Raw genomic sequence first — 23,751 nt, forward strand, 5'->3', positions numbered from 1 at the left:
ACGACCACTCGGGGCGACCCGAACCCTCCCCGAGTGGTCGGGACCTTCTCGGCACCTGGGCCGGGAAGCCCGGACCGGAGCCGCGCCGTTACTGCTCGGCCGGCCCCTCCGGGGCCGCTGGGCCCCCCTCCGCCGACCAGGCCGCTCCCAGGGCGAAGAGAGTCGGAGCGCCGTAGTGCTCCATCGCGGCGGAGATGCGGCGCCGGCCCGTGCGCGGGTTGATCCCCAACCGGTGCGAGGCCGTCTCGAGGGTGAGGCCCGTCCGCATCAGCCGGAGCAGCGACGTCCAGCTCTGCTCGGCCGCATCGACCGGCAGCGCCTGCCGCCACAGCTGCTCGAAGTAGGCGCTGACGAGTCCCGCGAGCGCCTCGTGCCGCACGCCCAGCACGCTCGTCGGCCGGGTCTCGCCCCACTCGAACGGCACGGCCAGGTACTCGCCGTCGACCCAGAACCAGCTCGGCATCGTCTCGAGCAGGCGGTACTCCACCCCGGCCTTCTGGTACGCCTCGATCCGCGCGAGCACCCGCGGGTCCCGGACGCCCTCGGCGGGGATGATGACCCGCACCCGGTCCTTCGCCGCCAGCGCCTGGCCGAAGCGCAGCGCGCGCTCGGTCGGCGGATCGAGGAAGCGCTGGACGTCCGGGAGCACCGCGATCAGCGTCCCGGAGTCCCTGCGGACGAGGTCGAACCAGAGGTCCTCCGAGGCGTGCGGCCCGTGACGCAGCAGCGTGGGGACGAGATCGTCGGCGGCGGCACCGACCGACCACGCGCCGAGCAGCGAGGGCAGGTCGCCGATGAGGCGCTCGATGCCGTCCAGCGCCTCGAGCGTGGCGCGGCGAGCCGCCACGGTGTGCCGGAGGACCGCGTCGGCCGCCCAGTCGGCGGGCGGGACGTAGGCGATCTCCTCGCCCTCGCCGCCGAGGAGCCCCAGAGCGCGGAACCGGTCGACGGCGATCCGCACGTCGGCCGGCGCCAGGTGGACCAGCTCCGCCGCCGCCGCGATCGTCCGAGGACGACCGCGGTGCAGCGCCGCGATCAGACTGTCGTCACGCACCGGGAGGAGCGCCTCACTGCTCCGTCGGGTGCGGGAGCGGTCCGCCGATGAGCAGGTCGTCGTTCTCGCGGCGACGGCGCAGGACGACGGTGGTCACCAGGCCGGCGATCAGCAGCGCGACGAGCACGCCCGCGCCGATGGTGAGCCCGACCCCGGCCGAGAGCCCGCCGGTGCTGGAGGCTGCGGGCGGCACGGTGCCGGCCTTGGCGGAGGTGATCGCGATGCCGCAGACCTGCGCGGCGTCGGGAGCCGTCGCGGTGGAGCCCTCCGCCGGGTAGGCGACCGTGACCGCGGCGGTGCGCTTGCTGATCGAGCCGACCGCGACGATGCAGTAGACCTCGGCCGTGGGCTCCGCGACGACGGCCTCGCCGAGGTCGAGGTCGGACCAGCCGAGCGCGTCGACGCGGACCGCGAGGTCGCCCGCCGCGAGGTCAGCCTGGACGCCGGCGGTCGTGTAGGCGCCGACGGTGACGCTCTCGACCGGACCGAAGCCCCAGACCGCGCCGCGCGGCATGGCCGCCTCGGCGCTGGAGGACTCGCGCGGCTCGACGAGGATGCCGGGAGCGGAGGAGGCGGTCAGCCCGAAGGTGCTGGTCGCGGACGAGCCGCGGTCGCCGCTGATCGTGACCGTGTAGGTGCCGATGGAGAGGAGTGCCGCGGTGGGCACGGTGGCCGATCCGGTGCTGGTCGACTCGCCGTCCTGGCGGTTCTCGACGGTCAGCGCGGTCTCCGTCCCGGCGGGAGCGCGCAGCGTGGCCGTGGCGTTCTCCTCGCGCTGGAACCCGGCGTAGGCGACGCCCACCCCGTAGAAGCGGGCGAGATCAACGGTCAGCGACCCGGGGTCGACCCCGGCGTCGCGCGTGAGGAACACCGAGACGGCGGGAGGGCTGCCGGCCGTCTCCGTGCCGGGGACGGGTGCCGCGGCGGGGTCGGCCGCGGAGGTCGAGAGCAGCGTCCGTCCGGGCGCGGAGGCGCGCGGCGCCGTCGTGCCGGCCTCGGTGGTCGCGGTGCCGCGGGAGTTGCCGCCGCCGCCGCCGCCACTCGAGCCGAAGCCGGAGCCCGAGCCCGAGCCCGTTCCGGTGGACGGGCTGCCACCGCCGCCGGAAGCGGGAGCACCCCCTCCAGCGCTCGGCGCGGGTGCGGATGTCGCAGGGGATCCACCGCCGACGGTGGGCAGCGGCACCGGGCCGGTCGTCGACCCGCCCTGACCCTCGGTCGGCTGGGGCTGCGAGGGCGGTGTCTCGGCGGGCGGCGTCTCCTCCGGCGGCGTCTCGACGGGCGGGTTCTCCCCCGGCGGCGTCTCGACGGGCGGGTTCTCCCCCGGCGGCGTCTCGACGGGCGGGTTCTCCCCCGGCGGGGTCTCGACGGGCGGGTTCTCCTCCGGCGGTGTCTCGCCGGGCGGCGTCTCCTCCTCGGGATTCACCGGCGCCGGCTCGCTGCTCGTCGGAGAAGCCTCGGGAAGGTTCTCCGCGTGGGCCGAGGCGGGCAGCGCGAGCCCGGCGAGGAGCAGGGCGAGCGCGAGCGCGGACGCCGTGGAGCGGCGACGCTGCTGCAGCAGACGCTGTCGAGTCATGGAAGTTCCTCCCCCGCGAGACGCCGAACGCACCCCGAATGCGGGGAGCGAGCCTCCCCGTGAAGAGACTATGCGCGAACCGGCGCCGCTCGACAGCGGTCCAGTCCCCCGTCCGAGGGGCCTTCTACAACATTCGCATCACGGCGGATACCCGCCGATGCGCTGCGGTCAGGCGCGCTCGAGCAGGGCTCGGCGCAGGCGATCCGGCTCGACGCGCCAGTACGTGTGCACGCGCCCGTCGATCAGGACGACCGGGATCTCCTCGACGAAGCGCTCGTGCAGCTCGGCGTCGTCGAGGATCGAGGCCTCGGCGAGCGAGACGCTCGGAGCGCCGGGCACGTCCGCGAGCTCGGCGAGGACCTGCCGGACGACGGCGCGGGCGTCGTCGCAGAGGTGGCAGCCGGGCTTGCCCACGAGAGTCAGTGCCACATCCACCCGGTCAGTGTAGACGCGTCCTGGCGAGCGGATCGGGCCCGAGAGCGGCACGGCGCGAACGCAGAGGGTCCGAATGCAGAGGGTCCGAACGCAGAAGGGCCCGGAGACGCAGACGAGCGCCCGACCCCAGAGGGGCGGACGCTCGAAGGGTGAAGAGGCGCGAGCCTACTTCTTGTTGCGACGCTGGTGACGAGTCTTGCGAAGCAGCTTGCGGTGCTTCTTCTTCGCCATACGCTTGCGACGCTTCTTGATGACAGAACCCACGAAGACCTCACAACGTTCAGGGGGTCGACCGCCCGACGGACGGCCGCTTACGAAAAACTGGCTCCCGCGAGCTTACACGACGCGGCCCCCCAAGAGAATCCGCGCCGTCGCGCAACCCCTGGCGGCGACCGATGCGGCCTCACTTGCGGATGCGCAGCGCCTCCGCGACCTTCGTCGCTCCCTCGCTCACACCGCGCTGGATGTCCTGCACCACCGCGCTGACCTGGTGCGTCCGGTCGGCGAGCGCCCGCCCGAGCGACTCGGCTCGGGCGGCGGCCGCCGCGTCGAGCACGGCGGCGCCCTCGTCGGCCTCGTCGGCCGCGCCGAACGGCAGCAGCCAGTCCTCGACGGCGACGAGCGGCCCGTACTGCAGTGCGTAGATGCGGTGCTGCCCGCTCTCGCGGACGGTGACGAGCCCCGCCTCGCGCAGCACCTTGAGGTGCTTGGACACCGTCGGCTGGCTGAGCTCGAGCTTCGCGACGATGCGCGAGACGCTCATGCCGCCGGCGCCCCCGGCACCCTCGACCCGCTGCTCCAGGAGGAGCGAGAGGATGTCGCGGCGGGTGCCGTCCGCGATCACCGCGAAGATGTCAGCCATCCCCCCAGGGTAGTCAGCGCCCTCCGCCGCGGGCAGGGTGTCGCCCGTGCGTATGCCGCGCGGCGCATGGTGTCCGGGCGCCCCGGGAGCCGCCCGGCGAGCGGGTAGCATGGCCGCGATCGAGTGGAGGGCCCGCCGTGGTGGTTCGGCAGCAGTTCCGCAGCCCCGTGGGCGTCTCGCCGGCCTCGCCGTGGTCGAGCTTCGCCCGGGCCCGCGACCTCGTCGACGACTTCGCCGGTCGCTCGCCGTCGCGCTTCGCGATCATGATCTTCTCGGGCCTGATCCTCGTCTTCACCCTGCTCTTCTCACTGCCGGTGTCGAGCACGACCGGCACCGTCACCCCGCTGCACGACGCCTTCTTCACCGCGATGTCGGTGATCTGCGTCACCGGCCTCGCCACGGTCGACATGGCGACGCACTGGTCCGCGTTCGGCCACTCGATCGTCTTCATCGGCGTGAACATCGGCGCCCTCGGCGTGCTGACGCTCGCGTCGATCATGGGCCTGGCGATCTCGCGCCGCCTCGGGCTCCGCGCGAAGCTGATGGCCGCGAGCGACTCGAACCCGCTCCGCATCCACTCCGGTCCCGTCGCCGAGGGCCAGGCCGTGCGGCTCGGCGAGATCGGCGGTCTGCTCGCGACGGTCGCCATCAGCGCCGCGGTGATCGAGATCGTGGTCGCCCTCCTCCTCTTCCCGCGGATGCTGATCGACGGCATCCCGATCGGCGAGGCGATCTGGCACTCCTTCTACTACTCCGCGATGGCGTTCACGAACACCGGCTTCGCCCCGAACGCCGCCGGCCTGACGCCGTTCGAGGACGACTACTGGTTCCTCGGGATCCTGATGATCGGCGTCTTCCTCGGCTCGATCGGCTTCCCGGTGATCTACGCCTTCTCCCGCGGCTGGCGGCGCCCGCGCAAGTGGTCGGTGCACGTGAAGCTCACGCTGGTCACCTCGCTGATCCTGCTCGTCGCGGGAGCCGTGCTCTACATCGTGCTCGAGTTCGACAATCCGACGACCTTCGGCACCCTCGACGCGGGCGACACCGTCTTCCAGTCCTTCTTCCTGTCGACGATGACGCGCTCGGGCGGCTTCTCGACCATCTCGATCCCGGACCTCAACGGCTCCAGCCTGCTCGTCACGGACATGCTGATGTTCATCGGTGGCGGCTCGGCCTCGACGGCGGGCGGCATCAAGGTGACGACGCTCGCGATCCTCTTCCTCGCGGCGTTCGCCGAGGCGCGCGGCAACAACGACATGGAGGCGTTCGGCCGCCGGATCCCCAACGACGTGCTGCGCCTCGCGGTCTCCGTCGTGCTCTGGGGAGCCACCACGGTCGCCGTCTCGTCGGTCCTGATCCTGCACATCACCAAGGCGCCGCTCGACCACGTCCTCTTCGACGTGATCTCGGCGTTCGCGACCTCCGGTCTGTCGACGGGGCTCACCGCCGAGCTGCCGACCTCCGGCGTCTACGTGCTGGCGCTGACGATGTTCATGGGCCGCGTTGGTACCGTGACTCTCGCTGCCGCTCTCGCCGCGAGCCAGCGCAGGCAGTTGTTCAGACGACCGGAAGAGAGGCCCATCGTTGGTTGACCGCATCAGGTACGACGCCCCGGTGCTGGTGATCGGCCTCGGTCGCTTCGGCGCCGCGACGGCCGGCCAGCTCGACCGGCTCGACCGCGAGGTGCTCGCGATCGACGCCGACGCCGGGCTCGTACAGAAGTGGTCGGAGCGGGTCACCCACGCGGTCCAGGCCGACGCCCGCTCGCTCGACGCCCTCGCCCAGATCGGCGCGCAGGACTTCCAGGTCGCCGTCGTCGCCGTCGGCTCCTCGATCGAGGCGTCGGTGCTGATCACCGCGAACCTCGTCGACCTCAAGATCCCGCAGATCTGGGCCAAGGCGATCTCGCGCTCGCACGGCAAGATCCTCGAGCGGATCGGCGCGAACCACGTGATCTACCCGGAGGCCGAGGCGGGCGAGCGCGTCGCGCACCTGGTCTCGGGCCGGATGCTCGACTTCATCGAGTTCGACGACGACTTCGTGCTCGCCAAGATGTACCCGCCCAAGCCGATCCGCGGCCTGACTCTCACCGAGTCGGGCGTGCGCCGCAAGCACCGCGTCACCGTCGTCGGCGTGAAGAGCCCGGGCAAGCCCTTCACCTACGCGACCGAGCAGACCGTCGTCTCCAACCACGACCTCATCGTCGTCAGCGGCACCCCCACCGACATCGAGCGCTTCGCGGCCCTCGGCTCCTGACCCACCTGCCCCTCCCGCGAGATGCCACTTCGGTACGCCTCGCACGGCGTGTCGCGTACCCAAGTGGCATCTCGCGGAGCAGCGGCGGGCGTCAGGAGGCGGCGAGCTCGCGGGCGCGGGCCAGGGCCGCGTCCGTCGCGCGGGTGAAGAGGGCGGCGAGGTCCGCCTCCTGCAGCACGGCGATCGCGCGCTCGGTCGTGCCGTTCGGGCTGGTGACCCGGCGGCGCAGCTCGGCCGGCTCCTCGCCGGAGTGCACGAGCAGCTCGGCGGCACCCCGGAAGGTGCCGGTCACCATGGTCGCCGCCTGCTCGGGCGTGAAGCCCTTGGCGAGCGCCGCGGCGGTCAGCTCCTCGACCAGGAGGAAGACGTAGGCCGGCCCCGATCCCGAGATCGTCGACAGCGCGTCGAGCTGCGACTCCGGCACCTCCACCACCTCGCCGACGGTCTCGAACAGCCGGCGGACCAGCGCCAGGTCGTCCTCGCTCGAGCGAGTGCCGGCGCTCAGACCGGTGACCGCGCGGCCGACGACCGCCGGGGTGTTCGGCATCGAGCGGAGCACGGACACCGACGCGGGCAGGTGCGCCTCGAACGTCGCGACCGTCACGCCCGCCGCGACGCTGACCACGATCGTCCCGGGGGCGAGCGCGTCGGCGATCTCGTCGAGCAGCGCAGGCACCATGTGCGGCTTCACGGCCACCAGCACCACGGCGGCGCCCTCGATCGCGCGGCGGTTCGCCTCCGGATCGTCGGCGGTCGCGAACGCGGTCACCACGGGGTGGCCGCTCCAGCGCGCCGCCTTCTCCGCGTCGCGGTTGGTCACGCGGACACCGCCCTGCACCTCCACGCCGGGGGCGAGCAGACCGCTGAGGATCGCGCCCCCCATCGAGCCGAGCCCGAGGACGGCGATGGACGGGAGCTGCACGGGTGCGTCGGTCATCCGCCCATCGTACGAAGGCGATCTCCGCGCAAGGGCCACGACTCGGTCGACGGCGGGAGGCCGCCGCCCGGCACCCGCCTCCTAGGATGGGCCGACCACCCCCGAGCACCAGCACCCCGACGAGTCACCCCGAGGAGACCCCGTGAGCGCATCCGGAGGCGGTTCCGCCATCATCGCGGCGCTGGCCGCGAACCTCGGCATCGCGCTGACCAAGCTCGTCGCCTGGTTCTTCTCGGGCTCGGCCTCGATGCTGGCCGAGGGGGTGCACTCGCTCGCCGACTCCGGCAACCAGCTGCTGCTGCTGCTCGGCGGCCGCAAGTCGCGCAAGGCCGCCGACGAGGAGCACCCGTTCGGCTACGGCCGCGAGCGCTACGTCTACGCCTTCGTCGTCGCGATCATCCTCTTCTCCGTCGGCGGCGTCTTCTCGATCTACGAGGGCGTCGAGAAGATCGCCGAGCCGCACGAGCTCGAGAACGCCTGGCTGCCGATCCTGGTCCTCGTCGTCTCGATCTGCCTCGAGGGCTACTCCCTGCGCACCGGGGTCAAGGAGTCGAACAAGGTCCGCGGGCAGCAGTCCTGGCTGCAGTTCATCCGCCGGGCGAAGGCGCCGGAGCTGCCGGTCGTGCTGCTCGAGGACGTCGCCGCGCTCACCGGCCTCGTCTTCGCGCTGCTCGGCGTCGGCCTCTCGGTGATCACCGGGAACACCGTCTTCGACGCGATCGGCACGATCATGATCGGCACCCTCCTGGTCGTCGTCGCGATCGTCCTCGGCGTCGAGACCAAGAGCCTGCTGGTGGGCGAGGGCGCGACCCCGGCCGACGCCGCGGCGATCCGCGCGGCCATCGAGGCCGGTCCGGACGTCGAGCGCGTCATCCACATGAAGACCCTCTACCTCGGTCCGGACGAGATCCTCGTCGCCGCCAAGCTCGCCTTCCCCGCCGCCGAGACGATGGCCGAGCTGGCCGCGGGGATCGACGCGACGGAGAAGCGCATCCGCGACGCGGTCCCGGCCGCCCGCGTCATCTACCTCGAACCCGACGTCGACCGCGGGGCGCAGCCGCCCTCGACGGAGCCGACCGCCGCCGCCGGGAGCGCCGGCTGATGCGCCGGGTCCTCGCGATCGTCAACGAGCGCGGCGCCGGACTCGGCGCCCTCGAGCCGATGCTGCGCGACCGGGGCTTCGACGTGGACGCGGTCGCCGGCACCGACCTCGACTCCGTCGACATCCTCGCGCCCGACCTCGTCGTCACCCTCGGCTCGAGCGCCGGCGTCTACGAGACCGCGCGGCACCCCTTCATCTCGCCCGAGATCGCCCTGCTGCAGGACCGGCTGCACCACCGCCGACCGACTCTCGGCGTCTGCTTCGGCGCGCAGCTGATCGCCGCCGCGCTCGGCGAGGAGGTCCGCCCCGGCCCGACCCGCGAGGTCGGCTTCCGCGGCATCGTCGCGACCGAGGCGGGGCTCCGCTCGCCGCTGCGCCACCTCGCCGAGGTCCCGGTGATGCAGTGGCACAGCGACACCTTCGACCTGCCTGCGGGGACGACCCTGCTCGCCTCCTCGCCCTCCTACGCCGTCGAGGCCTTCGCGATCGACGACTGGCTGCTCGGCGTGCAGTTCCACCCCGAGCTCACCGGCGAGCTGGCCGCGCGCTGGCTCGAGGGCGACGCCGAGTACGCCGCGGGAGCGGGCTACGGGCACGAGCAGCTCGAGGACGACGTGCGCGAGGGCCGCTTCGAGCGGATGCGGACGGCGACGGAGGCGGCGCTCGGCGAATGGGTCGGCGCACAGGGCTGAGTCGCGTGCTCGGGAGTCTCGCGCTCCGGGCCGCTCAGCGCTTCGCCGCGAAGAAGTCGAGCAGCAGCCGCGCACCCTCGTCGGCGCGCAGCCCCGGGTACACCTCGACCACGTGGTGCAGCCGTCGGTCCCGGAGCAGATCGTGCACCGATCCCGCCGCGCCCGCCTTCTCGTCCCACGCCCCGAAGACGACGCGCTCGAGCCGGGAGGCGAGGATCGCCCCCGCGCACATCGCGCACGGCTCGAGGGTGACCACGAGGGTGCAGCCCGCGAGCTGCCAGTCTCCGCGGGTCGCAGCGGCCTCCCGCAGTGCGACGACCTCGGCGTGCGCCGTCGGATCCGTGCGCAGCTCGCGCTCGTTGCGGCCGCGCCCGATCACCGCGCCGTCGGAGTCGACGACCACCGCGCCGACCGGCACGTCGCCCCACCCGGCGGCCCGGCGGGCCTCGTCGAGCGCGAGCCGCATCCAGTCGTCCGCCTCGGGAGGGAGGGGGAGGTCGCTCTCGCGCATCGCGCCCCCTCGTCCGGCTCCGGCCGGCTCCGACCGGCAAGTAGATTGAGCTTATGCGCGTCCACGTAGCCGACCACCCGCTGATCACGCACAAGCTCACCGTGCTGCGCGACAAGCGCACCCCCTCCCCCACCTTCCGGCAGCTCGCCGAGGAGCTGATGACCCTGCTCGCCTACGAGGCGACCCGCGGCGTCCGCACCCGCACCGTCACCATCGAGACGCCGGTCACCACGACCACCGGTCTCGCGCTGAGCGACCCGCAGCCGCTGGTCGTGCCGATCCTGCGCGCGGGCCTCGGGATGCTCGAGGGCATGGTCAAGCTCATCCCCACCGCCGAGGTGGGCTTCCTCGGCATGGCACGCAACGAGGAGACCCTCGAGCCGACCACCTACGCCGAGCGCCTGCCCGACGACCTGTCCAACCGCCAGTGCTTCGTGCTCGACCCGATGCTCGCCACCGGCGGCTCGCTGATCGCCGCCATCCGGTTCCTCTTCGACCGCGGCGCCGAGGACGTCACCGCCGTCTGCCTGCTCGCCGCCCCCGAGGGCCTCGCGGCCGTGGAGAAGGCGTTCGTCGGCAAGGACGTGACCATCGTCCTCGGCTCGCTCGACGAGAAGCTCAACGAGCTCGGCTACATCGTCCCCGGGCTCGGCGACGCGGGCGACCGCCTCTACGGGCTCGCCGGCTGAGCCGCTCCGGGCGCCCGCCCCGGCGCCCGGAGCGCGCCAGTGTGCGCGGATCTGTTGACGGGGTCCGCCGCCATCCGCTTTACTTTCGGACATGACTGACAACGCGCACGCCCTGACCTCCCTTGAGGCCATCGGGGATGCCGGCATGATGATGGCCGGCGGCCTCGTCCTGCGCTGTCGAATGTGCGCCTGAGGAATCACCCTCGCCGGTTCTCCGCAAGCCTCCGCCCCCGATCGCACTGATCGATCCGATCCTCTGATCGGCCGGGCGTCGCAGGCGCGGTGAACCCCTGGATGCCCCGCATCCGCCCCTGCCGGCCCGCACCTCGTGCACCGGCTCTCGCGCGCACACCCGGATCCGCTCCCCGGACACTCGTCCCGGATCCGACCAGCCCAAGGATTCGTCATGTCCCTCCTCCACGCCCGTCCCGTCTCCACTCCCGTCGCCGCCCCCCGCCTGCAGGCCACCCCCGAGGCGGCGCCCGCCGCTCCCCGGCTCCGCGCCGTGCCGCAGGGCACCGAGGCCCGCGGCTTCGCCCTCTACGTCGGCATCGACGAGGCCAAGGCCCGCGCCGCCGGCATCGACCTCGGCCGCCTGGTCGAGGAGCTCAAGCGGGTCACCGCCGAGTTCGCTCCCGACGCCGAGACCTACGCCTCCGTCGCCCTCGCCCCGCAGGGCGCCGGCGGCCGCGACGTCGACGTCGTCCGCCTCGCCCTCCAGGACCCGGCCGCGGTCGCCCGCCGCCGCTCCGAGACCGAGCCCGACCTCGACCGCGCCCCCGGCGGCGTCGTCATCGACATCTCGCGCAAGCGCGTCATCCTCGACGACGAGACCACCGCCCTCACCTACAAGGAGTTCGAGCTGCTGCAGTACCTCGTCCTCCGCGAGGGCCGCACCATCGAGCGCGCCGAGCTGATCTCCTCGCTCTGGGGAGCCGCCGACGACGACGCCCCGAACGAGCGCACCATCGACGTGCACGTCCGCCGCCTCCGCGCGAAGCTCGGCCGCTACGAGGACATCGTCCGCACCGTCCGCGGCGTCGGCTACCGCTTCGACCGCCATGCCGACGTCGCCATCCGCTACGCCTCTACCCCGAGCCCCGACCTGTTCTGAGGAGTGGGCGCTCGCGCCCACTCCTCGGTGCTCGATTGCTGCGCGAGCGCGAGCGCTCGCTCCGCCGCGGTCGGCTCCGCGGGTAGCCGCGTTCCGCAGAGCGTCCTTCGTACGGCTCGTGGAAAACGCTGACACGCGTTTTCCACCAGACGCCTCGCGGGATGCGGCTGGTCGTCGGCCCCGAGTCGGACTCGAGGTCGGCGGCACTACAACATGCTGGTCGAGTAGCCGCGGAGCGGCGTATCGAGACCCACGCTCGGACGGTGGGGGATCTCGATATGCCCGCGGAGCGGGCTACTCGATCAGCATGCAAGGGACAGCGGCGCTTCGCGCGTCTGCAAGCGGCAGCGCTCCGCGTGCCTACGGGTCCCGCGCTCGGTTGCCGGAGGCCGCGCCATCATGCTGGTCGAGTAGCCGCGGGACGCGGCGTATCGAGACCCGGTCCGGTGCTGCGGCGGCCTCGGGACGGCGGCGCCAGTGGGTCACAGCGAAAGCTCAGGAAATCGGTCCTTGCGGCGTTATCGATCCGTTATATAGTTCAAGTGCGTCGACCGTTTGCTGTGGCGGGAAGCGCGAGAAGTGATTGCAGGACACTCTTGGTGCAAGGGAATGAAGGCCGGCCGCTCGCCTCAGCGGCCGGCCTTCTGTCGTTCCCGGACTGAGCACCGCCTCCGCGCGACACCCTCCGACCGGCCCCGCGCCCCGGGCGCCGGACGACCGTCGAGACGCCGTATCCTGAACGGAACACAAGGAGGATGCGTGAGCTCGAGACGTGCGGTCGCCGCGTGGGAGTCGCTGTTCCGAGCGCAGGTGCACGTGATGCGGGCGCTGAGCACCGACTTCCCGTCGAAGGAGATCTCGCTCAACGAGTACGACGTCCTCTTCAACCTCACGCTCCAGCCCGAGCGGCGGGCCCGCCTGCGCGACCTCAACAAGCACGTGCTGCTGACGCAGCCGAGCGTCAGCCGGCTGATCGACCGCCTCGTCGCCCGCGGCTGCGTGACGAAGAGCGAGGACCCGACGGACGCCCGCGGCACGGTCATCGCGATCACCGACGAGGGCTACGCGCTCTTCCGACGGGTGGCGATGACGCACATGCAGACGATCTCGGACCACGTCGGAGCGGCGCTCGACGACGACGAGCTGGACCAGCTGACCGCCCTCTGCGACAAGCTGCGCGAGCGCGTCGCCTCGGCCTGAGAGCTCCCGTCCTCCGCTAGCACGCCCCGCCGCCGCGCGGCCAGCACTTCGCAGGGGCGCCGCGCTCGCGGATCATGGAGGCACCATGAGCAGCTCCTCCCCCACTCTCGTCTGGCTCCGCGACGACCTGCGTCTCGCCGACAATCCGGCACTCCGGGCCGCGATCGACCGCGGCGGCCCCGTCGCCGTCTGCTACGTGCTCGACGAGGAGTCCGACGGCATCCGACCGCTCGGCGGCGCGGCCCGCTGGTGGCTGCACGGCAGCCTGCTCGCGCTCGCGAGCGACCTCGAGGAGGCGGGAGCGTCCCTGATCCTGCGCCGCGGGCCGGCCGAGGCCGTCGTGCTGCAGCTCGCCGAGGAGCTCGGAACCGGCGCGGTGCACTGGAACCGCCGCTACGGCAAGGCGGAGCGGACGGTCGACGCCGCGATCAAGGAGGCGCTGCGCGACCGGGACGTCGAGGCGGAGAGCCACCAGGGCTCGCTGCTCTTCGAGCCGTGGACCGTGCAGACCGGCGGCGGCACCCCCTACTCCGTCTACACCCCGTTCGCGCGCGCCTGCCGCAACCGGGACACTCCGCGCGCACCGCTGCCGCGACCGCGCGAGATCGACGGGATCGCCACCGAGGCGGCCTCCGACGTCCTCGACGACTGGCAGCTGCTGCCGACCAGCCCCGACTGGGCCGGCGGGCTCCGCGAGCGCTGGGTGCCGGGCGAGAAGGCGGCGGCGAAGCGGCTGCGCGCGTTCCTCGCCGAGCAGCTCGACGACTACGCCGACGACCGGAACCTGCCGGCGCGCGATGCCACCTCGAACCTGTCGCCGCACCTGCGCTGGGGCGAGATCAGCCCGTTCCAGGTCTGGCACGCGCTCGAGGAGGCCCACGCGAAGGGGCAGCACCGCGGTGAGGGCAGCGACCGCTTCCTCGCCGAGGTGCTCTGGCGCGAGTTCTGCTACCACCTGCTCTTCCACTGGCCCGACCTCGCGACCGCCAACTTCGACTCCCGCTTCGACTCCTTCCCCTGGGGCCACCCCGGCGAGGACAGGATCGACGCCTGGCACCAGGGCCGCACCGGCTTCCCGCTCGTCGACGCGGGGATGCGCGAGCTGTGGAAGACCGGCTACATGCACAACCGGGTCCGGATGGTCACCGCCTCGTTCCTGATCAAGAACCTGCTGGTCGACTGGCGCGTCGGCGAGGACTGGTTCTGGGACACCCTCGTGGACGCGGACCCGGCGAGCAACGCCGCCAACTGGCAGTGGGTCGCGGGGTCCGGCGCCGACGCGTCGCCGTTCTTCCGCGTCTTCAACCCGGTGACGCAGTCGAAGAAGTTCGACCCCGAGGGCGGCTACCTGCGCGAGTACGTGCCGGAACTGGCCGAGCTCGACCGCACCGTGATCCACGAGCCGTGGACGCTCGGCGACACGCTGACGCCGGAGGCGGACGGCTACCCCGCGCCGATCCTCGACCTCAAGGAGACGCGAGTGCACGCCCTGGACGCGTTCGCGGTGATCAAGAGCGCGAAGCGCGACATCTCGCGTCCCGACGACGACGACTGACACCCCGCCTCGGCCCTCAACGGGCCGGCCTTCGACCGCTCGGCCCTAGATGTACATCGCGGGGTCGATCCAGAAGGCCGGATCCGCCAGCGCGTCCTCGGCCCGGCCCAGCGCGCGCAGGTCGCGGGCGGGGATGCCGACCAGCACGGCCCCGTCCGGGGCGTCCTTCACCACGACCGCGTTCGCGCCGACGCTGACGTCCGAGCCGAGCACGATCGGCCCGAGGATCACGGCCCCCGCGCCGACGACCACGCGATCGCCGAGCGTCGGGTGACGCCGCTCGCGCTTCGCCGACTTCCCGCCCAGCGTGACCGAGTGGTAGAGCATGCAGTCGTCGCCGATCCGCGCCGTCTCGCCGATCACCACGCCCATGCCGTGGTCGATGAAGAGCCGGCGGCCGATCGTCGCGCCGGGGTGGATCTCCACCCCGGTCGCGGCGCGGGCCGCCTGCGCGAGCAGCCGCGCAGGCAGGCGTGCGCCGCGCCGCCACCACCGGTGGGCGAGGCGGTGCACCCAGACCGCGTGCAGCCCGGGGTAGGCGAGCACCACCTCCGCCGCACTCCGGGCCGCGGGGTCGCGCAGACGCGCCGCCGCCACGTCCTCGCGGAGGCGCGCGAAGGCCGTGAGGCGTCCGGCCGCCCCGCGGTGGGGTCCGGCGGCGCTCAGCTGCGGAGGTCCTCGTAGAGGACGGTCGAGATGTACCGCTCGCCGAAGTCGCAGACGATGGCGACGATGGTCTTCCCCGCGTTCTCGGGGCGCTTCGCGACCTCGAGCGCCGCCCACATGATCGAGCCGGAGGAGATGCCGCCGAGGATGCCCTCCTGCGCGGCCATCTCGCGTGCCACGCGCACCGAGTCGTCGAGGGTGACGTCGATGATCTCGTCGTAGACGTCGCGATCGAGGTTGGCGGGAACGAAGTTCGCGCCGATCCCCTGGATCTTGTGCGGACCGGCCGTGCCCTGCGTGAGGAGCGGCGAGTCGATCGGCTCGACGCCGATGATCTGCACGCCGGGCTTGCGCTCCTTGAGGACCTGGCCGACGCCGGTGATGGTGCCGCCCGTGCCGATGCCGGCGACGAAGACGTCGACCTCGCCGTCGGTGTCCTCCCAGACCTCCTCGGCCGTCGTGCGGCGGTGCACCTCGGGGTTGGCGGCGTTCTCGAACTGGCGGGCGAGCACGGCGCCGGGCGTCTCGGCGACGATGGCCTGCGCCCTCTCGACCGCGCCGCGCATGCCCTCGGAGCCGGGGGTCAGCACGATCTCGGCGCCGTAGGCGCGCAGCAGGACCCGGCGCTCGGTCGACATCGTCTCCGGCATCGTCAGGATCACCTTGTAGCCGCGGGCAGCGCCGACCATGGCCAGCGCGATGCCGGTGTTGCCGCTCGTGCCCTCGACGATGGTGCCGCCGGGCGGCAGCTCCCCCGACGCCTCGGCGGCGTCGACGATCGCGACGCCGATGCGGTCCTTCACGCTGTTCGCGGGGTTGTAGAACTCGAGCTTGGCCAGGACGACGGCGCTGTCCGCTCCGTCGAGGCGGTTGATGCGGACGAGCGGGGTCCTGCCGACGAGCTGCGTCACGTCGTCGTGGATGCGTGCCATGGTGTGTGCTTTCTGCCGGGGCCGACCGCCCCGGGGCCCCGGGGCGACTGGTGGTGCGGTGATGCCGACGCTCCCCTCGCGGGGACGCACCCTCCACGATACGGAAGCGGCGTGCCCGGGGGCGCCTTCCGACGGTCACGCGCGCCGGATTCCCACCTCCGGGTCGCCTCCGATCAGAAGGTCGCGGACGGCTCGTCACAGGTGCATCTCGTCCTCTCGGAGGACCCCCTCCTCCCGGGCGCGTCGCGTACCATGACCGAGGGGGATCGCACGACCGGCGCGACGACCCGCCACCCTGCATTCGCGCGGCATCACCGCGCCGGAAGGACCTCCCGCTCCATGGCTCTCCCCACCGCATCCCGCAGCTCCGCTCGACCGCTGGGGATGTCGTTGCGGGCAGTGCTGGGCTTCATCGGGATGAGCGCCGTGGCGGGCGTCCTGATCACCGTCGGCGTCACTCCGGCGCTCGCGCTGACGGGCCTCGCGACGAGCAACACGATCGGCATGTTCCAGAACCTGCCCGGCTACCTCGACGCCGGCCAGCTGATGCAGCGCACCAACATCTACGCGGGCGACGGCACGACGCTCCTCGCCTCCGTCTACAACCAGAACCGCGTCGAGGTCGGCTGGGACGAGGTCGCCCAGACCGCGAAGGACGCCGCGGTCGCCGGTGAGGACCCGCGCTTCTACGAGCACGGCGGCATCGACCTGCAGGGCACGCTCCGTGCGCTCGCGGTCACGCTGACCGGCGACGACCTGCAGGGCGGCTCCTCCATCACGCAGCAGTACGTCAAGAACGTGCTCGTGCAGAAGGCCGAGTCGATCACGGACGAGGCCGAGCGCGACGCCGCCTACAAGCTCGCGACCGACCCGACGCCCGAGCGCAAGCTCAAGGAGATGCGCCTCGCGATCGGCCTCGAGAAGGAGACGTCGAAGGACGACATCCTGCTCGGCTACCTCAACATCGCGCTCTTCGGCGGCACGGTCTACGGCATCGAGGCCGCGGCCAACTACTACTACGGCATCCCCGCCAGCCAGCTCTCGACCTCGCAGGCCGCGTCGCTGCTGGCGATCGTCAACAACCCGTCGAAGTTCCGCTTCGACGACCCGACGGACGAGGCCAACGGCGCCGCGAACGGGTACGCCGCGACCAAGGAGCGCCGCGACTACATCCTCACCGAGGAGCTGAAGTACTCGAAGATCAGCCAGGAGGTCTACGACGCGGCGATCGCCGAGCCGATCACGCCGAACATCACGGAGCCCTCCACCGGCTGCGCGACCGCCGGCGACGCGGCGTACTTCTGCGAGTACGTGCTCAACGTGCTGCGCAACGACGAGGCGTTCGGCGCCGACGACGACGAGCGCTACCAGCGGATCCGCCAGGGCGGCTTCGACATCGTCACCACGCTCGACCTCGACATCCAGCAGGTCTCGCAGGCCGCGATCAACGCCTACATCCCGTCCTACGACTCCCGCTTCCAGGTCGGGGCGACCGCCGCCTCGGTCCAGGCCGGCACCGGCCGCGTGCTGTCGATGGTGCAGAACACGAAGTACAGCCAGGACGAGGAGTTCCTCGCCGCGAACCCCGGCTTCAGCGCGATCAACCTCAACGTCGACGTCGACATGGGTGGCACCGCCGGCGTGCAGACCGGCTCGACCTACAAGGTCTTCACGCTCGCGCAGTGGCTGCAGGCGGGCCACACCCTGAACGAGTCGTTCCCCTCGCCGACCTCGGGCTTCCGCTCCTACCCGATGAAGTGCAATGTCGCGAACGACGGCTACTACTCCGGCGAGCGCTTCACGCCGAAGAACGACACTCCCTCCGAGGACGCCTCGTCGATGACCGCGATCCAGGCCACGGCGAACTCGATCAACACCGGCTTCATGGGCATGGCCAACCAGCTCGACGTCTGCGACATCCGCACCACTGCGGAGTCGTTCGGCATCCATCGCGCCGACGTCAAGGAGCTGGAGAGCAGGCCTGCGTCGGTTCTCGGCACCAACCCGATCGCGCCGCTCACCCTCGCCAACGCCTACGCCGGCATCGCGAACGACGGGGCGACCTGCGACACGATCGTCATCGACCGGATCACGGACAGCACCGGTGCAGCGGTCGCGCCGCCCGCCTCGTCCTGCACTCCCTCCGTCACCCCCGAGGTCGCGCGGGGAATGCAGTACGCGATGCAGCGGGTCATCACCTCCGGCACCGCCACCGCCTCGGATCCGCGCGACGGCATCGAGCACATCGCCAAGACGGGCACCACCGACGACGCGGCCGACGTCTGGACGGCCGGCGCCAGCAGCGCCGCGTCGCTCGCCGTCTGGGTCGGCAGCATCAAGGGCTTCGAGGACCAGACCAAGCAGAACCTGCGCCGCACGACGCTGACCGGCGAGAAGGGCTCGATCAGAGCAGCGGACGCGCGCCACGCGATCTGGAAGCCGATCATGACGGCGCTCGATCAGAAGTACGGCGGCGACGACTTCATCGCCCCGCCCGCCTCGATGCTCGCGTCGTCTCCGCGCACCGCCACGCTCACCGAGGTGCCGGATGTGACCGGACTGACGGTCGCTGCGGCCACCGCCACGCTCACCGCCGCGGGCTTCACCGTCGGCAGGAGCGAGCCCGTCCAAGTGGCGAGCATCCCCGCGGGCTCCGTCGTCTCGACCACGCCCAGCGCGGACGAGACGGTTCTCCGCGGAGCCATCATCCCGCTGCAGGTCAGCACCGGCGAGGCGCCGAAGAACGTCAACGACATCGCCGATCTCAAGGGAGACCTGCTCGAGTAGGGACGCCGGCGGGCAGGCCGCGCCTGACGGCGGGCACCCCGCCTGCCGCCTCTCGCGCCGGGAACGACGTCCTCGCGGCCGGCGCGGGCATGCGGTCGTCCATCGAGCCGGTGTCAGCGGCCGACCCGCGTGGTCGGGCGTGTTCCGCGCCGCGCAGGAGGAGTCCGGGCGCGCCTGGGCGGGGATGTCGGAGACGTCGCCTAGGGTGCTGGTGCACCGAGAGGATCCATCCTGAAGCGTCCGAACGTCCCCGTCTTCCAGCCCCGTCGCACCGTCCACGGGGCTCTCGGCGCGCTGTTCGGATTCGTGATCGTCAGCGTGCTGGCCGGGCTGCTCGCGACCGTCGTGGTGGCGCCGGCCTTCGCGCTCACCGGGGCCGCCACCTCGAGCACGATCTCGGCGTTCCAGTCGCTGCCGAGCTACCTCGAGGTCGGCGAGCTGATGCAGAAGACGGACGTCTACGCGGGCGACCCCGACGACCCGACGCTCCTCGCCTCCTTCTACGACCAGAACCGCATCGAGGTCACCGCCGACCAGATCGCGGCGCCGGTCTTCGACGCCCTGGTCTCGAGCGAGGACCCGCGCTACTACGAGCACGGCGGCATCGACCTGCAGGGGACCCTGCGCGCCGTCGCCAGCACCTACCTCCTCGACGCGGCGCCGCAGGGCGGCTCCTCGATCACGCAGCAGTACGTCAAGAACGTCCTCGTGCAGAAGGCCGAGTCGATCAGCGACGAGAGCGAGCGGGACGCGGCCTACGCGGAGGCGACCGCGACGACTCCCGAGCGCAAGCTGAAGGAGATGCGGCTCGCGATCGGGGTGGAGAAGGAGTACTCGAAGGACGAGATCCTCCTCGGCTACCTCAACATCGCGCTCTTCGGCGGCACCGTCTACGGCATCGAGGCCGCGGCCGAGTACTACTACGGCGTCCACGCCGCCGACCTCTCGATCGGGCAGTCGGCCGCGCTGCTGGCGATCGTCAACAACCCGGAGAAGTTCCGCTTCGACCGCCCGGACGATCCCGACAACGGCGAGGCGAACGGCTACGCGCTGACCACGAGCCGGCGCGACTACATCCTCGACCGGATGCTCGAGTACGGGAAGATCGACGAAGCGACCCACGACAGCGCGCAGGCGGCGCCGATCGAGCCGGTCATCACTCCCCCGTCGACCGGCTGCCAGACCGCGGGCAGCGCCGCCTACTTCTGCGACTACGTCTCGCACGTGCTGCGCGACGACCCCGCCCTCGGCGACACCGCCGACGAGCGCTACGCGGCGCTCAAGCGCGGCGGGCTCAAGGTCTACACCACGATCGACCTCGGGCTGCAGGAGACCGCGCAGGCGCTGATGGACGAGCAGATCCCCGCCTCGGACCCGCGCTTCGACGTCGGCGCGACCGCCGTCGCCGTGCAGACGGGGACGGGGAAGGTGCTGACGATGGTGCAGAACAAGCGCTACAGCCAGGACCCGGACGTCATCGCGAGCGGACCGGAGTACTCGGCGATCAACCTCAACGTCGACGCGGACATGGGCGGTGGCAACGGCTTCCAGCCCGGTTCCGGCTACAAGGTCTTCACCCTCGCGGAGTGGCTGCGGTCCGGGCACACGCTGCTCGAGCAGTTCGACTCGAAGCGGAAGAACTGGACCGGCTTCACGGACAGCTGCGAGGGGAGGCAGGACTACGCCTCCTACAACCCGAAGAACGCCGGCGACGGCGGCTACTCCGACACGCAGACCGCGCTGAACTCGACGATCTGGTCGCTGAACACGGGCTACACCGGGATGTCGCACCTGCTCGATCTCTGCAGGATCCGCACGACCGCCGAGTCGTTCGGCATCCACCGGGCGGACGGCGGCGCACTGAGCCAGTCGGCCGCGTCGGTCATCGGCACGAACGAGGTCGCGCCGATGACGATGGCCGTCGCCTACGCGGCGATCGCGGACGACGGGAGGCGCTGCACCCCCGTCGTGATCACCGAGATCACCGGACCGGACGGCGTCCCGATCCCGCCGAGCGAGTCGGAGTGCACGCGGGCGGTCTCGTCGTCGGTTGCCCGGGCGATGCAGTACGCGATGCTCAGGGTGACCGCGGAGGGCACCGGCACGCAGGCCGACCCGAAGGACGGCGTCCAGCACATCACCAAGACCGGGACCTCGGACAACTCCGCCGACACCTGGGCGCTCGGCGCCTCGAGCTCCGTCTCGCTCGCCGTCTGGGTGGGCAGCATCAAGGCGCAGGACAGCGGCTCGCGGGTGAACCTGGAGTCGATCGACTTCGCGAGCGGGTGGGCGCCGAGCGCGCGCCACCGGATCTGGAAGCCGCTGATGACCGAGATCGACTCGCTCTACGGCGGGTCGGACTTCGCCGCCGCCGATCCGGCGATGATCGCGGCGCCGCAGGTCGTCGTGCCCGATCTCTCGGGCCGCACCAGCGACAGCGCGACCCGGACGCTCACCGACGCCGGCTTCACGGTCGGGTCGATCACGCAGGTGGACTCGACCCAGCCGCAGGGGGCGGTCGCCGGCACGGTTCCCGCGGCCGGCACGACGGTCGACAAGGGCTCCCTCGTCGGCGTCACCCTCAGCACCGGCACTCCGCCCCCGGCCGCCTCACCCCCGCCCGCCTCGCCCCCGCCCGCCGCCGCGCCGCCCACCGGCTGAGACCCACCGGCCGCCACCACCTCGACGAGGAGCGGACCCGCGACACGCCGTCGCGACGGAGGGAACCGTTCCGCCCGATCGGACATCTCTGAGCATGACCGCTTCCTCACCGCCTCGAGAAGCCGGAGTGTCGTGGGCGACCGCGCTCTCGGGTGACCCCGACGACTTCGGCCGCCTCTACGACGCCTTCCGGCAGCGCGTGTTCTGGCACGCGCTCCGCCACACCCGCGCCCTGCACGACGCCGAGGACGTGACGGCGCTCGTCTTCCTGGAGGCGTGGCGCCGCCGGGCGTCCGTCCGGCTCGTCGACGGGTCGCCGCTCCCCTGGCTGCTCGCCACGACGAACAACGTCGCCCGGAACGCCGGACGGTCGGCACGCCGGCACCGGCTGGCTCTCGGGCGCCTGCCCGAGCCGGAGCACCAGGACGACTTCTCCGGCGACTCCGACCGGCGGATCGACGACGAGCCGCGACGCGAGGCGATCCGCCTGGCGTTCGGAGCCCTCGGCCTCCGCGACCAGGACGTGCTGTCGCTGTGCGTCATCGCCGAGATGCCCGTCGCCGACGCCGCCGCGGTGCTCGGCGTCCCCGAGGGAACGGTCAAGTCCCGGCTCTCCCGGGCCAAGGGGAAGCTCGCAGGGCTGATCTCCGATCTCACCGCCGACGCAGCCACCGATGGAGGTGCACGATGAACGACAAGCCCGTGATCGATCCGGAGCGCGACCGCGCCTTCCGTCGCATGATCGTCGAGAACGCCCGTGCCGACCGGGCTCGGCGGCCGCTACGCCACCGCGCCTCCTTCCTCGTCGGCCTCGTGACGGCGGCCGTGCTGCTCTCCGGCGGCGGGGTGGCGGTCGCCCTGACCGGCGCGTTCGACCCTCCGGAGCCGGCGCACGTCGAGACGGCGACGCCGGAGCCCGTCCCGACACCGACACCGATCGCGACGCCGACGGCCACCGCCACCGCCGCGCCCGTGCCGGCGCCGACCCCCGTGCCGGCGGAGACCGCGGCGGCCGCCGACCTGTCCGCCTGGGTGATCGGGTTCGACGGCATCGGGCCGATCGCGTTCGGCGGGAGCAGCGAGTCCGCCTCCGCCGCCCTCGACACGACCGCTCTCGTGCCGTACGACTTCGGGATCGAGGAGTGCCGCTCCGATCGGCGGGGTTCCGCGGAGAATCCTCAGGCCTGGATCATGGCGGTCTCCGACGAGCCGGGCAGGGTCACCCTCCTGAACGTCTTCGGCTACGGGACCGACGCGACGCGGGCGGCAGCCGCGTTCCCGCGCACGGCGGAGGGGATCGGGATCGGCTCGACCGAGCAGGAGCTCCTGGCGGCCTATCCGGGGATCACCCCGGCGGATCCGGTCGCCGGTGACGCCCTCTACGCGCTGAGCGACGGCTCCGGGCGGACCCTGTGGTTCCGGATCGCCGCCGACCAGGGGACCGTGGTGGACATCACGCTGAACGAGCACCCGGTGCTGACGATCGGCGGCTGCGGGGCGTGAGGCCGGTGGCGGTGCGGCTCGAGGTCGGAGCCGCGCCGCCGCCGGGGCGCCGGAGCGGCGTCCCGCCCCCGTCGGCTCTCAGTGGTGGAAGCGGTGCACGACCGCGTGGCCCCTGCCGCGGCTGATCAGCCAGCGGTTGACCGGGGTGGTGACCACGAAGGCCAGGGCGAGCGAGCCGGCGAGGGAGCCCCAGAAGAGGCCGGTCGCGAGTCCCGCGTCCATCGCGCCGGGGATCGCCAGCATCGCCGTGTTGTCGATGACCTCCATCACGGCGATCGAGACGGTGTCGGCCGCGAGGGCGATGCCGACGGCGGCGCGCCAGGAGACCCCCGCGCGGAGCACTCCGCGCATCGTCAGGGCGTAGCCGAAGGCGAAGGCGAGCACGATGGAGAGCACGACGGTGCCGAGGTTGTGCAGCCCGAGCGCGGTGCCGAGCACCATGCCGAGGACCTCGCCGATGGCGCAGCCGGTGAGGCAGTGCAGAGTCGCCGTGGCGGCGGTCCGCCAGGACGTCGTGGCGGAGGCGGAGTGGGTGCTGTGGTCGTGCGCGGCGTCGGTCATCGATGCTCCCTCGGTGTCGGTCACCGTGGTTCAACATACCCCCGGGGGGTATATTCTCAAGGCGGGCGATTCTCTGCGACCGAGGGGGTCAGAGCTGGACGGCGGCGGCCGGCAGGAGGCCGAACTCGACCAGCTCGGCGTCGGTGAGGAGGCGGCTGCGGATCATGAAGCGCTTGCCCTCGGGCGCCTCGACGCTGAAGCCGCTCCCCCGCCCGTCGACCAGGTCGACGGTGAGGTGGGTGTGCTTCCAGTACTCGAACTGGGTCCGCGACATGTAGAACTCGATCGGCTCGAGGCCGTCGACGTGCAGCGTCTCGACGAGCACGTCGGACGCCCCCGTGCGGAACATCCCGACCGGGAAGCACATCGGCGAGCTGCCGTCGCAGCAGCCGCCGGACTGGTGGAACATCAGCGGGCCGTGCAGCTCGCTCATCCGCTGCAGCATGCCGGCTGCCGCCTCGGTCACGTCGACGCGCGTGCTGTCCATGGGCCGTGTCCTCTCGGGGGTGTGTGTGTGCTGTGGTCCCTCAGGAGAGATCACTTCGTCGGTGCGGGGAAGCCCCCCATGCTGATCGAGTAGCCCGCGAAGCGGGCGTATCGAGATCCACCAGCCTCAGAAGGACGAGTCTGCAGAGCCGCTCCGCTGAAGACGGCGGGTCTC

23 protein-coding genes are annotated in these 23,751 nt (G+C 72.0%); 12 read left to right on the plus strand and 11 right to left on the minus strand.

Going from position 1 to position 23,751, the window contains the following annotated elements; translation table 11 throughout:
* Nucleotides 1-88: 88 nt before the first annotated feature.
* The 5 genes from EDF22_RS13380 to EDF22_RS13400 form a co-directional block, all read right to left on the minus strand.
* Nucleotides 89-1,054, minus strand: coding sequence for a hypothetical protein (locus EDF22_RS13380; RefSeq protein WP_123705364.1), 966 nt, complete (start codon nt 1,052-1,054; stop codon nt 89-91).
* 13 nt (nt 1,055-1,067) lie between these two features.
* Nucleotides 1,068-2,627 (minus strand): hypothetical protein, encoded by a 1,560-nt coding sequence (locus EDF22_RS13385; RefSeq protein WP_123705365.1) that lies wholly within the window; start codon nt 2,625-2,627, stop codon nt 1,068-1,070.
* A 168-nt stretch (nt 2,628-2,795) separates the two neighbouring features.
* Nucleotides 2,796-3,062, minus strand: a complete 267-nt coding sequence (locus EDF22_RS13390; RefSeq protein ID WP_123705366.1) for a glutaredoxin family protein — start codon at nt 3,060-3,062, stop codon at nt 2,796-2,798.
* A 165-nt stretch (nt 3,063-3,227) separates the two neighbouring features.
* On the minus strand, nt 3,228-3,326 hold the full coding sequence (locus EDF22_RS13395) for a 30S ribosomal protein bS22 (protein ID WP_003792170.1): 99 nt from the start codon (nt 3,324-3,326) through the stop codon (nt 3,228-3,230).
* Between the two features lie 139 nt (nt 3,327-3,465).
* Nucleotides 3,466-3,924, minus strand: a complete 459-nt coding sequence (locus tag EDF22_RS13400; RefSeq protein WP_123705367.1) for a helix-turn-helix transcriptional regulator — start codon at nt 3,922-3,924, stop codon at nt 3,466-3,468.
* Between the two features lie 167 nt (nt 3,925-4,091).
* Between EDF22_RS13400 and EDF22_RS13405 the strand changes: the two genes are divergently transcribed.
* Nucleotides 4,092-5,516, plus strand: a complete 1,425-nt coding sequence (locus EDF22_RS13405; RefSeq protein WP_372487887.1) for a TrkH family potassium uptake protein — start codon at nt 4,092-4,094, stop codon at nt 5,514-5,516.
* Nucleotides 5,509-6,180, plus strand: coding sequence for a TrkA family potassium uptake protein (locus EDF22_RS13410; protein WP_123446620.1), 672 nt, complete (start codon nt 5,509-5,511; stop codon nt 6,178-6,180). The genes EDF22_RS13405 and EDF22_RS13410 overlap by 8 nt, the downstream gene beginning before the upstream one ends.
* A 91-nt stretch (nt 6,181-6,271) precedes the next feature.
* Here EDF22_RS13410 and proC read toward each other — a convergent pair whose 3' ends face one another.
* On the minus strand, nt 6,272-7,117 hold the full coding sequence (gene proC, locus EDF22_RS13415; RefSeq protein ID WP_123705368.1) for a pyrroline-5-carboxylate reductase: 846 nt from the start codon (nt 7,115-7,117) through the stop codon (nt 6,272-6,274).
* A 142-nt stretch (nt 7,118-7,259) separates the two neighbouring features.
* Between proC and EDF22_RS13420 the strand changes: the two genes are divergently transcribed.
* Both EDF22_RS13420 and EDF22_RS13425 read left to right on the plus strand, forming a co-directional pair.
* Entirely contained in the window at nt 7,260-8,219 is a 960-nt protein-coding gene (locus EDF22_RS13420) for a cation diffusion facilitator family transporter (protein WP_123705369.1), read from the plus strand.
* Nucleotides 8,219-8,911 (plus strand): glutamine amidotransferase-related protein, encoded by a 693-nt coding sequence (locus tag EDF22_RS13425; protein ID WP_123705370.1) that lies wholly within the window; start codon nt 8,219-8,221, stop codon nt 8,909-8,911. The genes EDF22_RS13420 and EDF22_RS13425 overlap by 1 nt, the downstream gene beginning before the upstream one ends.
* Before the next feature lie 34 nt (nt 8,912-8,945).
* Here EDF22_RS13425 and tadA read toward each other — a convergent pair whose 3' ends face one another.
* Nucleotides 8,946-9,422, minus strand: coding sequence for a tRNA adenosine(34) deaminase TadA (gene tadA, locus EDF22_RS13430; RefSeq protein ID WP_260303452.1), 477 nt, complete (start codon nt 9,420-9,422; stop codon nt 8,946-8,948).
* Between the two features lie 53 nt (nt 9,423-9,475).
* On the opposite strand from tadA, the gene upp reads away from it, so the two are divergent.
* The 4 genes from upp to EDF22_RS13450 all read left to right on the plus strand — a co-directional run bounded on the left by upp (nt 9,476) and on the right by EDF22_RS13450 (nt 13,980).
* Nucleotides 9,476-10,111, plus strand: a complete 636-nt coding sequence (gene upp / locus EDF22_RS13435) for a uracil phosphoribosyltransferase (RefSeq protein ID WP_123705371.1) — start codon at nt 9,476-9,478, stop codon at nt 10,109-10,111.
* Nucleotides 10,112-10,517: 406 nt separating this feature from the next.
* Complete coding sequence (locus tag EDF22_RS13440) at nt 10,518-11,225, plus strand: winged helix-turn-helix domain-containing protein (protein WP_123705372.1); 708 nt, start codon at nt 10,518-10,520, stop codon at nt 11,223-11,225.
* Nucleotides 11,226-12,044: 819 nt separating this feature from the next.
* Nucleotides 12,045-12,425 carry a MarR family winged helix-turn-helix transcriptional regulator gene (locus tag EDF22_RS21320; protein ID WP_260303477.1) on the plus strand — a complete coding sequence of 127 codons (381 nt, stop codon included), beginning with the start codon at nt 12,045-12,047 and terminating at the stop codon, nt 12,423-12,425.
* An 85-nt stretch (nt 12,426-12,510) separates the two neighbouring features.
* Nucleotides 12,511-13,980, plus strand: coding sequence for a deoxyribodipyrimidine photo-lyase (locus EDF22_RS13450; protein ID WP_123705374.1), 1,470 nt, complete (start codon nt 12,511-12,513; stop codon nt 13,978-13,980).
* 45 nt (nt 13,981-14,025) lie between these two features.
* Here the strand turns inward: EDF22_RS13450 and epsC are convergent, their stop codons facing one another.
* Both epsC and cysK read right to left on the minus strand, forming a co-directional pair.
* Nucleotides 14,026-14,577: a serine O-acetyltransferase EpsC gene (gene epsC / locus EDF22_RS13455; protein WP_243732832.1), complete on the minus strand. Its 552-nt coding sequence runs from the start codon at nt 14,575-14,577 to the stop codon at nt 14,026-14,028.
* A gap of 65 nt (nt 14,578-14,642) precedes the next feature.
* Nucleotides 14,643-15,578, minus strand: a complete 936-nt coding sequence (gene cysK / locus EDF22_RS13460) for a cysteine synthase A (RefSeq protein ID WP_123446628.1) — start codon at nt 15,576-15,578, stop codon at nt 14,643-14,645.
* Nucleotides 15,579-15,962: 384 nt separating this feature from the next.
* Here cysK and EDF22_RS13465 point away from each other — a divergent pair, with 384 nt between their 5' ends.
* From EDF22_RS13465 to EDF22_RS13485, 4 genes are all read left to right on the plus strand, one after another.
* Nucleotides 15,963-18,365, plus strand: a complete 2,403-nt coding sequence (locus EDF22_RS13465; RefSeq protein ID WP_185038921.1) for a transglycosylase domain-containing protein — start codon at nt 15,963-15,965, stop codon at nt 18,363-18,365.
* Between the two features lie 306 nt (nt 18,366-18,671).
* On the plus strand, nt 18,672-21,026 hold the full coding sequence (locus EDF22_RS13470) for a penicillin-binding protein (protein ID WP_123705376.1): 2,355 nt from the start codon (nt 18,672-18,674) through the stop codon (nt 21,024-21,026).
* Nucleotides 21,027-21,153: 127 nt separating this feature from the next.
* A complete protein-coding gene (locus tag EDF22_RS13480; protein WP_243732833.1) occupies nt 21,154-21,717 on the plus strand; it encodes an RNA polymerase sigma factor in 564 nt (187 codons plus the stop codon).
* Nucleotides 21,714-22,529: a hypothetical protein gene (locus EDF22_RS13485; RefSeq protein WP_123705377.1), complete on the plus strand. Its 816-nt coding sequence runs from the start codon at nt 21,714-21,716 to the stop codon at nt 22,527-22,529. The genes EDF22_RS13480 and EDF22_RS13485 overlap by 4 nt, the downstream gene beginning before the upstream one ends.
* Before the next feature lie 78 nt (nt 22,530-22,607).
* Here the strand turns inward: EDF22_RS13485 and EDF22_RS13490 are convergent, their stop codons facing one another.
* Both EDF22_RS13490 and EDF22_RS13495 read right to left on the minus strand, forming a co-directional pair.
* Nucleotides 22,608-23,114 (minus strand): DUF4396 domain-containing protein, encoded by a 507-nt coding sequence (locus EDF22_RS13490; RefSeq protein WP_260303453.1) that lies wholly within the window; start codon nt 23,112-23,114, stop codon nt 22,608-22,610.
* A gap of 64 nt (nt 23,115-23,178) precedes the next feature.
* Entirely contained in the window at nt 23,179-23,577 is a 399-nt protein-coding gene (locus EDF22_RS13495; RefSeq protein ID WP_123705378.1) for a DUF779 domain-containing protein, read from the minus strand.
* Nucleotides 23,578-23,751: the final 174 nt, after the last annotated feature.

The sequence above is a fragment of the Rathayibacter sp. PhB127 genome (genome assembly GCF_003751665.1).
Taxonomy (GTDB): Bacteria; Actinomycetota; Actinomycetes; order Actinomycetales; family Microbacteriaceae; genus Rathayibacter; species Rathayibacter festucae.

What these genes read in the sequence shown, in the direction of transcription:
- EDF22_RS13385 (WP_123705365.1), bottom strand. Translation starts at nt 2,627, where the DNA reads ATGACTCGACAGCGTCTGCTGCAGCAGCGTCGCCGCTCCACGGCGTCC.
- EDF22_RS13400 (WP_123705367.1), bottom strand. Translation starts at nt 3,924, where the DNA reads ATGGCTGACATCTTCGCGGTGATCGCGGACGGCACCCGCCGCGACATC.
- proC (WP_123705368.1), bottom strand. Translation starts at nt 7,117, where the DNA reads ATGACCGACGCACCCGTGCAGCTCCCGTCCATCGCCGTCCTCGGGCTC.
- EDF22_RS13425 (WP_123705370.1), top strand. Translation starts at nt 8,219, where the DNA reads ATGCGCCGGGTCCTCGCGATCGTCAACGAGCGCGGCGCCGGACTCGGC.
- tadA (WP_260303452.1), bottom strand. Translation starts at nt 9,422, where the DNA reads ATGCGCGAGAGCGACCTCCCCCTCCCTCCCGAGGCGGACGACTGGATG.
- upp (WP_123705371.1), top strand. Translation starts at nt 9,476, where the DNA reads ATGCGCGTCCACGTAGCCGACCACCCGCTGATCACGCACAAGCTCACC.
- EDF22_RS13440 (WP_123705372.1), top strand. Translation starts at nt 10,518, where the DNA reads ATGTCCCTCCTCCACGCCCGTCCCGTCTCCACTCCCGTCGCCGCCCCC.
- EDF22_RS21320 (WP_260303477.1), top strand. Translation starts at nt 12,045, where the DNA reads ATGCGGGCGCTGAGCACCGACTTCCCGTCGAAGGAGATCTCGCTCAAC.
- EDF22_RS13450 (WP_123705374.1), top strand. Translation starts at nt 12,511, where the DNA reads ATGAGCAGCTCCTCCCCCACTCTCGTCTGGCTCCGCGACGACCTGCGT.
- cysK (WP_123446628.1), bottom strand. Translation starts at nt 15,578, where the DNA reads ATGGCACGCATCCACGACGACGTGACGCAGCTCGTCGGCAGGACCCCG.
- EDF22_RS13465 (WP_185038921.1), top strand. Translation starts at nt 15,963, where the DNA reads ATGTCGTTGCGGGCAGTGCTGGGCTTCATCGGGATGAGCGCCGTGGCG.
- EDF22_RS13485 (WP_123705377.1), top strand. Translation starts at nt 21,714, where the DNA reads ATGAACGACAAGCCCGTGATCGATCCGGAGCGCGACCGCGCCTTCCGT.
- EDF22_RS13495 (WP_123705378.1), bottom strand. Translation starts at nt 23,577, where the DNA reads ATGGACAGCACGCGCGTCGACGTGACCGAGGCGGCAGCCGGCATGCTG.